General features: G+C 69.7%; 9 protein-coding genes. 3 read left to right on the forward strand and 6 right to left on the reverse strand.

Annotation, left to right across the window (positions count from 1 at the left end; all coding sequences use genetic code 11):
- Positions 1-32: 32 nt before the first annotated feature.
- The 6 genes from K320_RS0101155 to yddG all read right to left on the reverse strand — a co-directional run bounded on the left by K320_RS0101155 (position 33) and on the right by yddG (position 8,391).
- Complete coding sequence (locus tag K320_RS0101155; RefSeq protein ID WP_024537074.1) at positions 33-1,463, reverse strand: GTPase/DUF3482 domain-containing protein; 1,431 nt, start codon at positions 1,461-1,463, stop codon at positions 33-35.
- The gene (locus K320_RS18285) at positions 1,460-2,899 is read right to left on the reverse strand and encodes a DUF2868 domain-containing protein (RefSeq protein WP_024537075.1); all 1,440 of its coding nucleotides are present in this window, start codon (positions 2,897-2,899) and stop codon (positions 1,460-1,462) included. The genes K320_RS0101155 and K320_RS18285 overlap by 4 nt, the downstream gene beginning before the upstream one ends.
- 267 nt (positions 2,900-3,166) lie before the next feature.
- Positions 3,167-4,795 (reverse strand): phosphoethanolamine transferase, encoded by a 1,629-nt coding sequence (locus K320_RS0101165; RefSeq protein ID WP_024537076.1) that lies wholly within the window; start codon positions 4,793-4,795, stop codon positions 3,167-3,169.
- Positions 4,796-5,004: 209 nt separating this feature from the next.
- The gene (locus K320_RS0101175) at positions 5,005-5,496 is read right to left on the reverse strand and encodes a flavodoxin family protein (protein WP_024537077.1); all 492 of its coding nucleotides are present in this window, start codon (positions 5,494-5,496) and stop codon (positions 5,005-5,007) included.
- A 61-nt stretch (positions 5,497-5,557) separates the two neighbouring features.
- Positions 5,558-7,438: an acyl-CoA dehydrogenase gene (locus K320_RS0101180; protein ID WP_024537078.1), complete on the reverse strand. Its 1,881-nt coding sequence runs from the start codon at positions 7,436-7,438 to the stop codon at positions 5,558-5,560.
- A gap of 65 nt (positions 7,439-7,503) precedes the next feature.
- On the reverse strand, positions 7,504-8,391 hold the full coding sequence (gene yddG, locus K320_RS0101185) for an aromatic amino acid DMT transporter YddG (RefSeq protein ID WP_029695690.1): 888 nt from the start codon (positions 8,389-8,391) through the stop codon (positions 7,504-7,506).
- Positions 8,392-8,522: 131 nt separating this feature from the next.
- On the opposite strand from yddG, the gene K320_RS0101195 reads away from it, so the two are divergent.
- The 3 genes from K320_RS0101195 to K320_RS0101205 are packed head-to-tail and all read left to right on the forward strand — an operon-like array spanning position 8,523 to position 12,018.
- Positions 8,523-10,172 carry a thiamine pyrophosphate-binding protein gene (locus tag K320_RS0101195; protein ID WP_024537079.1) on the forward strand — a complete coding sequence of 550 codons (1,650 nt, stop codon included), beginning with the start codon at positions 8,523-8,525 and terminating at the stop codon, positions 10,170-10,172.
- Positions 10,173-10,185: 13 nt separating this feature from the next.
- Positions 10,186-11,022 (forward strand): isocitrate lyase/PEP mutase family protein, encoded by an 837-nt coding sequence (locus K320_RS0101200; RefSeq protein WP_024537080.1) that lies wholly within the window; start codon positions 10,186-10,188, stop codon positions 11,020-11,022.
- A gap of 51 nt (positions 11,023-11,073) precedes the next feature.
- Entirely contained in the window at positions 11,074-12,018 is a 945-nt protein-coding gene (locus K320_RS0101205) for a bifunctional enoyl-CoA hydratase/phosphate acetyltransferase (protein ID WP_024537081.1), read from the forward strand.
- Position 12,019 lies beyond the last annotated feature (1 nt).

A 12,019-nucleotide genomic window follows, 5' to 3' on the forward strand; every position in this document is an offset into this window, starting at 1 on the left:
CCAATGCCCGAAATCTCTGCGTTCTCCGGCCGCTACCCCGCCACCAGTGCAGGCCCTGCGGCCAGCTGGCTAGCCAGGCGCTGCTCCAGCCGCTCGCGCTCTTCGCCGCCGCGGGCACGTCGGCCCTTGCGCTCCCAATCCGGGTGGCTGCGCGCCACCGACAGCGTGGACAGCAGCGCGCGCGGCAGGGCTGCCGCCTTCTCCATCGGCTCCGTGTCCGCACCATCGATGGGGGCCAGCGGCACGCGCAGCGCGTCCTGCGCTGCGTGGCTGCGGCTGGCCAGCGCCAGCGCCAGCGCATGCAGATGCCGCGCCAGCAGCCACAGCAGCGCATCTTCCGCGGTCAGTTCCTGCACGCCCTGCATGCGGTTCTCCAGCTTGCGCCAGAGCGGGCGCCAGCCGCCCGAGAGCGCACCGCCCACGGTGGCGCCCAGCGTGGTGGCGGCGCCCAGCGACAGCCCGGCCAGCATCAGGTCGGCGATCACACCCACGCCCGCGCCCAGCACGCTGCCCAGGCCCAGCCGCATGCCGGCCTGCGCGAGCAGCTCGGGGTCGAACAGGTCATCCTTCCAGCGGCCTTCCAGCTCGGGCAGATCGCTGAGCTCCGCATCGCCCGCGCGAAACGCGTGCAGCGCCAGCAGCGCGTCCATCCCCGCCTGCACATGGGCGCGCAAGTCGCTGCGAAAGTCGAGCACGCATTGCTGGCGCCGCGCCGCGTCCTGCAGCACCTCGGCGGCCACCTGGCGGCGCATCGCGGCGACGTCGATCAGCGTGCCGGCCACGATGCGCCAGCCGGCCTGCTCGCGCTCGTGCGCGGCCTGCGTGAGCGCGGCGCCTATGGCGGCGACCTGGCTGCGGCGCGCGGGCGGCAGCAGCGTGGCCAGGTCGGCATAGAGCTGCTGCTCGCTGCCATGCAGCGGCGCCACCACGTCAAACTGCGCCTGCGCGTGCAGGCTGCATTCGCGCAGCATGGCCTGCCAATCGAGCACGCGGCTGCCGGCATCGGCGGTGAAGTTGAGCACCGGCATGATGGGCCGCGCGCACCAGCCGAGGATTTCGATCTCGGCGCGGTATTTGGGCAGCACCGGCGCGCGGGTGTCCATCACCAGCATGGCGCAGTCCGCCGCATCGAGCAGCGCGCGCAGCACCTTGGCCTCCTGCTCGAACGCGGCGCGCGCCTCGGGGCCGGCGAGGAAGGCGCGGATTTTTTCGAGCCGCGTCTCGCCCGGCTGCTGCGCGAGGAAGGCGTGCAGCGCAATGGAATCCTCCAGCCCCGGCGTATCGGTGAAGCGCGCCAGTACCTCGCCCGCAACGCGCAAGTCCACCACCTGCGCGTGGCGCGTGGTGCCGGGCCGGTCGGAGACTTCGCCGAAATCACGCTGGCGCGTGAGCGCGCGCAGCAGCGAGGTCTTGCCCACGTTGGTGTGGCCGACGACGACGGCGGTCAGGGGCTCGCCCGTCACGATGGATTCCTTTGTGCTATCCACTCCATAGCTTGCTGCGCTTGCTCCATCAGCGGTAAAGCCTCAAAACCTTCTGCATTCATCCAGGCGCGCCAGCGCGCCGCGCCCTCTGCTTCGGAGGCCAGCACGGCAAGGTCGGGCACGCTCTGGCGCAGTTCGCGCAGCCAGCGCGCCGTGCCGCGGTCGGGACTGCCGGGCGCGTGCACCAGCACCAGCGCGCACGCAGGCGGCGCCTGCATGAGGCGCGCGCGCAAGGCCTCGCGCTCCTCGGCGCTGCCCGTCAGATTCACGCTCCAGACCCAGCCCGCGCCCGCGAGCGCAGCCGGGGGCCAGGCCGTTTGCGGCGGCAGCTCGAAGCCGATCAAGACCGCGCCTGCCGCGGTGCGGCCCCAATCGCGCGGGGACTGCGCAGGGTGTGCCGCAGCGCGCTGCTCGGCATCGACCACTTGCGGCGGCGGCTCCAGCGCGTCCAGGCGCCGCACCACGCTCTGGATATGCGGATCGGCCATATCCACCGCCGCCAGGCGCGCCAGGCCGCTGCGCCAGCGCGCCAGACTGAGCAGCGCCAGCAGCACGCGCGGCAGCACGCCGTAGGCCAGCACGCAGCCGATCAGCCACCAGGCCCAGGCGCGCTGCTGCGCGGCATCGGCGCTGTGCTGGGCGGCGACGGCGCGCACCGCGTCGGCATCGGGCACGGCAAAGCCCAGCAGCGCGGGCAAGGCCCCCGTCCACTGCACGAAGCGCTGGAAAAACGCAGCGCTCAGGATGGTGGTTTCCCAATGCAGCGCGTAGGCCTGAAAGGCAAACCCCGCCACCAGCACCGCCAGCGTGAGCGTGAGCGACACCGCCCAGATGCTGTGGCTGAGCAGGCCCGCCAGCCAGGGCCACAGGCGCTGGCGCTGCACCAGCGCGGCAAAGGCCTGCCAGAGTTCGGGCGCATACCGGCCCCGGTCCGGGGGCAGGCGCGCCGCCCAGGCCAGCGCCCAGCGGCCCAGAGACCAATCGCCGTGGCTGCTGTCGCCCTTCAATCCCCACAGCAGGCCGATGAGCCACAGCCCCAGCATCAGCAGGTGCAGCCCCAGCAGGCTGGCAAAGGCCGCGATCGCGTTGATGCTGCGCCCCTCGCCCAGCACGGCGCGCCCGGCCAGCAGCCCGGCCAGCGCCAGCAGCAGCGCCAGCAGGAAGGCGGTGAGGCGCGTGGCGCGGCGCCAGCGCGCGAGCTCGGCCACCACGCCCAGGCGTTCACCCAGCAGCCAGGCGCGCTGCTGCACCTGCAGGGGGCGGGTAGGCGCGGCGGCAAAGGCCTGGCGCAGCTCGGCGCCGTCTTCCAGCGCCCCGCCCTGCTCGATGCGCGCCAGCGTGGCCACCACCACGGCGCGGTCCAGCGCGGAGGCCGAGGCGAACGAATCCTGGGAGGTGTGCAAGGCGGTATTCATGGCGGGCAGCGCGCCATTATCCCCAGCCGCGCAGTGCCTGCCTTGGATGCGGGGCTGCCGCGCAGCCGCACAAAACGATAGCTGCAGCGGCATCCCGTATCAGGGCCAAGACAAGGTTTTTTGGATTGGCGACATGCCTCAGTCAAGCGCGTTGGCCCTCACCCCCACCCTCTCCCAGAGGGAGAGGGAGCAAAACCCGCGCAACTGGCCGCACGCCCCCCTTTGGGTAGAGCGAGGATGTATCTGGACTGCAAGGTTGGAGCGCCATCACCGCGCCTGTCGGCAAGGCGCGAACATATCCAGCGCCGGCTTGTAGCTGGGCGAGCGCACATCGACCAGCGTGAGCACCGACGGGTACAGGTTGTCGTGCGTCAGCGGCGCATCCAGCCCCCTGCGCAAACAGGCATCCGAGAGCCCCAGGCGCTTTTGCAATGGCGCGCTGAACCAGCCCACCATGGGCACATGCTTTTGCACGTCGGGCGCCACCGCATAGGGCATGCCGTGCAGATACAGGCCGTATTCGCCCAGCGATTCGCCATGGTCGCTCACGTACAGCAGGCCGGTGTCACTCTCCGCGGACCGCTGCCGAAGCCAATCCACCGCCCCGGCCAGAAAGGCATCGGTGGCGACGATGGAGTTGTCGTAGGCATTGATGAGCGCCTGCTGGCCGCATTCGGAGAGCACCTCGGTGCGGCATTCAGGCTCGAATTTTTTCTGCGCCGGCGTCGAGCGCTTGTAGTAGGCCGGGCCGTGGCTGCCCATCTGGTGCAGCACCAGCAGCACGCCGCGCGCACGCTCGGCCTCGGGCAAGGCGGCGATGCGCGCATCCAGCCCGATCAGCATGGCCTCGTCGCTGCATTCGCCACCGGGGCAGAGCTCCTGGCGCTGCTGTGGGTTCAGGCCGTCGATCGCATCCGCGTGGTGCACACGGTCGCAGACATCCTTGCAGCCGCTCTGGTTGTCCAGCCACAGTACCGCCAGGCCGGCCGCCTGCACGACATCGAGCAGGTTTTCGTAGTCCTCGCCGCGCGAGAGAAACGCATCGCGCCCCAGCGGCGAAAACATGCACGGCAGCGATGCCGCGGTGCTGGTGCCGCACGAAAACACGCCGCGCCAGCTCAGCACGTCGCGGCGCGCCAGTTCGGGGTTGGTGGCGCGCGCATAGCCGTTGAGCGAGAAGTGGTCCGCGCGCGCGGTCTCGCCCACCACCAGCGCCAGCAGCAGCGGCCGCCGGTCGCCGGCGTAGCTCGCGCCAAGCGCCGCGCCGTCGGTCATCTTCACCAGGGTGCGCGGGCGGCTGAACCATTGGTCATGCACCGCCATCGCCGTCGAAAACAGCGGCGCTGCCGGGTTCATCAGGTAGCGCAGCTCGGTGTGGTTGCGCATCAGCGGCGCCAGGCTGCGCGAGCCCAGCGCGATGGTGGCGCCTGCCAGCGCCAGCGCCAGCGCGATCAAACCCGCATTGCGCAACAGCTGGCGCCACCAGGGCGCGGGCAGGATCTGCAGGCGCGCCAGCCACCAGGTCGGCAGCGCCATCACCAGCAGCACCGACAGCAGCAGGCGGGCGGTGAGCAGGTCGCGCGCCTCGCGCACGTCGGTCTGCATCACGTTGGCGAGCATGCCCGGGTCCATCACCACCCGGTAGGTGAGCATGTAGTACTGCGCGAGCGCCGCTATCAGAGCCAGCAGCCACCAGATCCAGCGCATGCCGCGCGGCCAGGCGGTCAGGCCCAGCACCGCCACCGTCGCACTGGCGAGCAGTCCCAGCAGGGGGGCACCCAGTGAAAAAACATCGCCCGGCCCCTGGGCAATGCGCGCCAGGCCCAGCCACAACGGCCAGTTGGCCGCGAGCAGCAGGTACAGCGCGAGCAGCAGCACCGCGCGCTGCGCGCTCATGGGGCCTGCCCACCAGCGCTTTTTTCGGGTGAATGCGTCGGAATTTTTCACAAGCAATTACGCGTAGGTGGCCGTGCCCGCCGCACGCAGGCGCACCCCATCGGTCAAATACAGGCGGGAGTCCATGGCGGAAAAGCGTGAAACCCGCAGGACACCCACCCTGTGCGGGCGCGGCGATTTTATGCAGGCGCCGCCCATTCTGCCGGCATTCAGAAAATGCCCAGCGCCAGCCCGGTCGCCAGCGCCTCGCCCAGCGCGCGGCAGCGCTCGCGATCGGCCTCGGCTATGCGCTTGGGCGCCGCGATCGCCTCGGGCGTCTGCGCATGGGTGCAGACGATGAGCGGCTCGGCCACGGGCTTCAGGCGCCAGCCCATGGCAATGCGCGCAATCTGGCGCGCCGCGCCTTCGCCATCGCTGCCGGCACAGACCATGCTCGCATACGGGCGCCCCTCGATGCGCTCCAGCGCGCCGTAGTACGTGCGGTCAAAAAAATCCTTCATCACGCCGGCCATGCTGGCAAGGTTCTCCGGCGTGGCGAACAGATAGCCCGCCGCGGCCAGCACGTCCTGCACACCGGCCTCCTGGGCGCGCAGCATGCGCACCTGCACGCCCGCTTCCGCCGCCCCGCCCTCGGCCGCCGCCTGCGCCATCTGCAGCGTGCCGCCGGTGAGCGTGTGATGGACGATGAGCAGGGTAGGCATGGCGCGATTGTGCGTCACAAATGCCATAAAGGCATGCGTGTCAATTGGCTGAAGCTATCACTTAAAAAGCATCGGCTGGCAGCGCCGCACAAGTGGCATCGCGCCGCGCCACCGGTGCCAGCCAGGCGGCTATCCTGGGCAATTCATAATGGTAAAAATACCTGCAAGCGCCCATCCTGCCTGCGCTGGCAGCTATCTTCAATGAAGCATCGCCGCGCAGCGTCGCCAACGCCAGGTCGAGCCACACCCAGGCCAGCACCACATGGCCGAAGGCCTGCAGATAGGGCACGGCGTTGGCCAGCGCTTCCGCTGGCTTGCCCGTGCTCCAGGCCGCCTGCGTGGCCTGCGCCACCTGGGCGAGCGCGTCGGAGAGCTGCGCGGCATGCGGCGCCAGCGCCTCGATCTGCCGGGCCTTTGCCGCCGTCGCCTGCACCCGCGCGGCCAGCAGCCGCAGGGCCTTGCCCTCCTGCATCAGCACCTTGCGTCCAAGCAGATCCATGGCCTGGATGCCGTGCGTGCCCTCGTGGATCATGTTCAGCCGGTTGTCGCGCCAGTACTGCTCGACCGGAAAATCACGCGTATAGCCGTAGCCGCCGTGGATCTGGATGGCGAGCGAATTGGCCTCCAGGCAGTTCTCGCTCGGCCAGCTCTTGGCGATCGGCGTGAGCAGTTCCAGCAGCAATTTCGCCTCTGCCGCCGCCGGTGCATCGCCCGTCCGGCCGTCGTCCACCAGGCGCGCGCAGTACAGGTTGAGTGCCAGCGCGCCCTCGCAGTAGCTCTTTTGCGCCAGCAGCATGCGCTTGATGTCGGCGTGCTCAATCAATGGCACCTGCGGCGCCGCCGCGTCCTTGCCGCCCGCGCCCACGGGCCGGCCCTGCAGCCGTGCCTTGGCGTAGTCCAGGCTGGCGTAATAGCCCGCCAGGCCCAGCGCGGTCGCCGCCATGCCGATGGCGATGCGCGCCTCGTTCATCATGTGGAACATGCACCTGAGGCCATCGCCGGGCTGGCCGACGAGGTAGCCGATGGCGCCCGCGGCACCACGCACCGGGTAGGCGCCCTCGCCGAAATTGAGCAGCGTGTTCGTCGTTCCGCGCCAGCCCAGCTTGTGGTTCAGCCCGGCAAGCGCGATGTCGTTCCTCTCGCCGGTCAGCCGCCCATCGGCATCGACCAGCCGCTTGGGCACGATGAACAGCGAAATCCCCTTCACCCCCGCCACCGGCCTGCCGTCCGGCCCCGGAATCTTGGCCAGCACCAGGTGCACGATGTTCTCGGTCAGCTCGTGCTCGCCGGCGCTGATCCACATCTTGCTGCCCGTCAGGCGGTAGCGCGGGCCCAGCGGGTCTTGATTCCAGGACGCCGAGCCGTCGGCGGCTAGCGCGGGGGCCTCATCAGGTTGCGCGCGCGTGGCGATGTCCGACAGGCTGGAGCCCGCCTGCGGCTCCGACAGACACATCGTCCCGGCCCAGCGGCCATTGAATTCATTGGCGGCGAACACCTGCTGCTGCAGCGGCGTGCCGTGCGCCAGGATGGCGTTGGCGTTGCCGGTGGTCAGCAGGTTGCTGCCGATGCTGACCGACGCCACGCCAAAAAAAGTATTGGCCACCGCCTCCACCAGATAAGGCAGCTGCATGCCGCCCAGTTCATAGTCCTGCGCGGCAGCCAGCATGCCGCTGCCGGCATAGGCAAGCCGCGCATCGTGCGTGCACCGCGGCAGCACCACGCGCAGGCCGCCGGCGCCATCGGGTTCGGTACGCGGCTCCTCGGTGTCCACCTGGCGGTTGAACGGCGCGTACCTGTCGCGCGCGATGCGCTCGCAGGTGTCGAGCACGGCATCAAACGTCTCACGCGAATGGTCGGCAAAGCGCGCGCGCGTGGTGAGCGCATCGGCCTGGAGCCAGTCGTGGAGCAAGAAATCGAGGGTGGATCGCAGCGGTGAAGTCATGCGCGGATTTTGAGAGCGCGGCAGCACAAACGCGTGTCAGCTCGGCGACGTATTGGCTCACCCGTTCACGCCGTCCGCGCCCGCGTCCCCACCCAGCACAGAATCGCCCCGCCGCAGACCATGAAGGCGCCGATCCAGAACGGCGCCGCCAGCGGCACCCGCAGCATGGCGGCGGCCAGCGCCGCCGACAGCACCGGAATGAAGTACGAAGCCCCCGCCAGCAGCGTCACGTTGCCATGCAGGATGCCCACGTTCCATGCCGCGTAGCCAAAGCCCATGGCACAGGCCGCCAGCGCAAGGTAAACCGCGGTTGACCAGCTCCAGTGCATCGCGCCGCCGCCCCCCAGCAGGTATTTGGCCCACAGCGCCAGCGCGGTCAGCATGAAGAACAGCGTGATCGCGTTGCTGCCCCGGGCGATGCGCGCGGTGACGGCGCAGTACGCGGCCCAGATCACCGCGCCAGCAAACGCCAGGCCGTAGCTCAGCGGGTTGTCCTGCACATTGGCCCACATGCCGACCGGGTCCACGCCGCGATCACCGCCCAGCACCTGCACGATGCCGAGCATGGACACCAGCGCGCCCGGCGCCACCAGCCAGTTGGCGCGCTGGCCGTTGAAGGCAATCGCCGCCAGCAGCGTGAAGGTGGGCCAGAGGTAGTTGACCATGCCCACCTCGATCGCCTGCTGGCCGGTGTGCGCGTAGCCGATGGAGAGCGACAGGCACAGCTCATAGCCCACGAACAGCAGGCTGCCCCAGAACAGATAGCGCCGCGGCATGCCGCGCAGGCCCTGCATGCCGACGGTGAAGACCAGCAGCACCGAGGCAGCGGTATAGATCATCGCGGCGCCGCCGGTGGCGCCCAGACCGTCGCTCACGCTGCGGATCAGGCCGACGATGGAGGCCCAGAGGACGACGGCGATCAGGCCGATGAGGGTGGCGGTGCGGTGTGGCATGGGGCGCGATTATTGGCACTTCTGATGGAACTGTTTCTGCAGCGTCAGGCCGCCACAGCGCGCGCCGTGGTCCAGAATCCGCCCGGAGCCGCGCTGTCAGCGACCGGCCTTGAGCAACGCAAGGAGCAAACATGAAAGTCTATGAAGCCATCGCCCACGGCCTGTGGGACATGGGGTGCACCGAGCTGTTCGGCGTGCTGGGCGACGGCTGCGTGTATGTGGTGGACAGCTTCCGCCGCGACACCAAAGGCCACTACTTTCCCGCCGTCAACGAAGGCGGCGCGGTGCTGATGGCGCAGGGCTGGGCGCGCGTCACCGGCAGGATCGGCGTGGCCACGGTCACCCACGGGCCGGGGCTGGCCAACACCGTCACCGCGCTGATCGAGGGCGTGAAGGCCGCCACCCCCATGGTGCTGCTGGCCGGCGTCACCCCGGCGACCGACCTGGAGCATGCGCAGCACATCAACCACGTGGAGCTGGTGACCGCCACCGGCGCAGGCGTCGTCAATCTGCGCGGCACGGACACCGTGGCCGAAGACCTGGTGCGGGCGTTTCACCGCGCCTGGACCGAGCGCCGGCCCATCGTCTTCAACATGCCCATTGAGTTTCAGTGGCAGGAGATCGAATACGAAAAACCCGTGCTGCGCCTGCCGCAGACGCGCGCCGCCATCCCCAGCAGCACCGACATGGACGACGCGATCGGCATCATCGCCTCGGCGCACCTGCCGGTGGTGATTGGCGGGCGCGGCGTCGATACGCCCGAGGCCGAGGCGGCGGTGCTGCGCTTTGCCCAGCGCATCGAGGCGCCGGTGGCGACCTCCCTGCGCGGCAAGGGCCTGTTCGCGGGCGATCCGTTTCACCTCGGCGTCTCCGGCACCGTGAGCCATGAGGTGGCGCTCGATGCCATCGGCAAGGCCGATTGCCTGGTCGTCTTCGGCGCCAGCCTGAACAAATACACATCGGGCCACCGCGGCCTCACGCGCGGCAAGCGCATCGTCCAGGTCAACCCGCTGGCGAGCGAGATCGGGCGCTGCACGCCGGTGACGGTGGGCCTGGTGGGCGATCCGGGCCTGACGGCCGACGCCATGGTCAAGTGGCTGGACGAGGCGGAAATCCCCGGTTCCGGCGCGCGCAGCGAGCATCTGCGCGAGCAGTTGCAGGCCTGGGATGCGCAAAAGCGCCAGAAGCTGATGCACAAGACGCCGGCCGGCACGGTGGACCTGTACGAGATCGCCTTCGCGCTGGAAGAAGCACTGCCCAAGGACCGCGTTTTCCTCACCGACTCCGGGCGCTTCATGTTCGCCTTCTGGAACGTGCTCTCGGTGCCCAACCCGCATTCCTACGTGGATTGCAACGGCTTTTCCTCCATCGGCCTGGGCCTGGCCACCGCGATAGGCGCCGCCCGGGCCGCGGGCGAGCGCCCCACGCTGCTGGTCGTCGGCGACGGCGGCTTTACCCTGAGCGGCCTGAGCGAGCTGGCCACCGCCGTGGATGAAAAGCTCGATCTCGTCATCGTCGTGCCCAACGACGGCAGCTACGGCGCCGAGCACATCGCGCTCTCGGCGCACAACATGGACCCCAGTCTCTCGCTGCTGCCGCAGCGCGATTTCGCGCGCATCGCCGAGGCCTTCGGCGCCAAGGGCCTCACGGTCACCAGCAGCGCCGAGCTGCAATCGGCCATGCAGGCGATCGCCACGCGCGACCGCAAGCGCCCGATGGTGATCGATGTCAAGGTCGATCCCGCATCCGTCTACGGCGGCGCGCCGATTTCGCGGCCCTGAAGGTGAAGCGCCCATGCTGACGCCACCCACCCCTGCACAGCTCGACGCCCGCCACGCGCAGTTTCGCGCGCTGCATGCCTCGGGCTGCTTCGTCATCCCCAACCCCTGGGATGTCGGCTCGGCCCGCTACCTGGCGAGCCTGGGCTTCAAGGCGCTGGCCACCACCAGCTCGGGGTTTGCCTGGTCACACGGCAGGCCGGACAACGCCATGGCGCGTGATGCCGTGCTGGATTACCTGCGCGCCATCGTCGCCGCAACCGATCTGCCGGTGAATGCGGATTTTGAAAGCGGCTTTGCAGATACTCCTGAAGGTGTAGCTGATAACGTAACACTGGCATGCGCTACGGGCGTATCCGGCTTGTCGATTGAAGATTCCACCGGCACGCCTGATGCGCCCCTGATGGAAATTCCGCGTGCAGTGGAGCGCCTGCGCGCTGCGCGCGCGGCGATTGACGCCAGCGGCCAGAACGTGATGCTGATTGGCCGTGCGGAAAACTTCTTCGTCGGCCGGCCGGACATCGCCGACGCCATCGCCCGCCTGCGCGCCTACGCCGAGGCGGGCGCCGACTGCCTCTACGCCCCGGGCATCCACACGCGCGAGCAGATCGCCGCCGTGGTCGCGGCCTGCGCGCCCAAGCCGGTCAACGTGCTGATCGGCGGCACCAGCGCCTTCACCATGGCCGACATGGCAGCGCTCGGCGTGCGCCGCGTGAGCGTGGGCGGCGGCCTGGCGCGCGCCGCCTGGGGCGGCTTCATGCGCGCGGCAAGGGAACTGGCCGAGCAAGGGCGTTTTGACGGCTTCGCGGGCGCCGCGTCGGGGCGCGACCTCAACACGCTGTTTCAACCCTGACGCCGTGCCAGCGGGTAGCATCCGGGTTCTTCCCCAAGCACCACGGACCGCATGAGCACCACCCCGGCACCCGCCCTGCGCGAGGGCATCACCCGTCTGTTGAACCAGGTGCGCGGCATGGCGCCGATGCGCACCGCCGTCGTCCACCCCTGCGATGCGCTGAGCCTTGCCGGTGCGCTGGATGCGCGCGACGCGGGCGTGATCGCCCCGGTGCTGGTCGCGCCAAGGGCGAAACTCGAACATCTGGCACAGGCAGGCGGGCTGAACCTCTCCGGCTGCGACATCGTCGATGCGCCGCACAGCCACGCCGCCGCCGCCGCCGCCGCGCAGCTGGCCGGCAAGGGCGAGGTGCAGGCGCTGATGAAGGGCAGCCTGCACACCGATGAATACCTGGCCGCGGTGCTCGCGTCCGAGGCCGGCTTGCGCACCGAGCGGCGCCTGTCGCACTGCTACGTGATGCAGACACCCAGCTACCCGCGGCCCTTCCTCATCACCGACGCCGCCATCAACATCGCCCCCACGCTGGTGGACAAGGCCGACATCATCCGCAACGCCATCGCGCTGGCACAGGTGCTGGGCGTGGCGCGGCCCAAGGTGGCGATCCTTGCCGCGGTGGAGACGGTGAACCCGCGCATGCCGGCCACGCTCGATGCCGCCGCGCTGTGCAAGATGGCCGACCGCGGGCAAATCACGGGCGGCGTGCTCGACGGGCCGCTGGCATTCGACAACGCCGTCTCGCCCGAGGCGGCGCAGGTCAAGGGCATCAGCTCGCCGGTCGCCGGGCAGGCGGATGTGCTGGTGGTGCCGGATCTGGAAAGCGGCAACATGCTGGCCAAGCAGCTCGAATACCTGGGCGGCGCCGAGAGCGCCGGCATCGTGATGGGCGCGCGCGTGCCGCTGGTGCTCACCAGCCGCTCCGATTCGCGCGCCACGCGCCTGGCCTCCTGCGCGATCGCGCGCCTGCTCGCCAGCCAATGGCAGACCGCGCCACGCTGAT

The organism is Comamonas badia DSM 17552 (genome assembly GCF_000484635.1).
Taxonomy (GTDB): Bacteria; Pseudomonadota; Gammaproteobacteria; order Burkholderiales; family Burkholderiaceae_C; genus Comamonas_C; species Comamonas_C badia.

Bases quoted from the DNA above. Each gene is read 5' to 3' on its own strand.
- K320_RS0101165 (WP_024537076.1), bottom strand. From the start codon at position 4,795: ATGAGCGCGCAGCGCGCGGTGCTGCTGCTCGCGCTGTACCTGCTGCTC.
- K320_RS0101205 (WP_024537081.1), top strand. From the start codon at position 11,074: ATGAGCACCACCCCGGCACCCGCCCTGCGCGAGGGCATCACCCGTCTG.
- K320_RS0101200 (WP_024537080.1), top strand. From the start codon at position 10,186: ATGCTGACGCCACCCACCCCTGCACAGCTCGACGCCCGCCACGCGCAG.
- yddG (WP_029695690.1), bottom strand. From the start codon at position 8,391: ATGCCACACCGCACCGCCACCCTCATCGGCCTGATCGCCGTCGTCCTC.
- K320_RS0101195 (WP_024537079.1), top strand. From the start codon at position 8,523: ATGAAAGTCTATGAAGCCATCGCCCACGGCCTGTGGGACATGGGGTGC.
- K320_RS18285 (WP_024537075.1), bottom strand. From the start codon at position 2,899: ATGAATACCGCCTTGCACACCTCCCAGGATTCGTTCGCCTCGGCCTCC.
- K320_RS0101175 (WP_024537077.1), bottom strand. From the start codon at position 5,496: ATGCCTACCCTGCTCATCGTCCATCACACGCTCACCGGCGGCACGCTG.
- K320_RS0101180 (WP_024537078.1), bottom strand. From the start codon at position 7,438: ATGACTTCACCGCTGCGATCCACCCTCGATTTCTTGCTCCACGACTGG.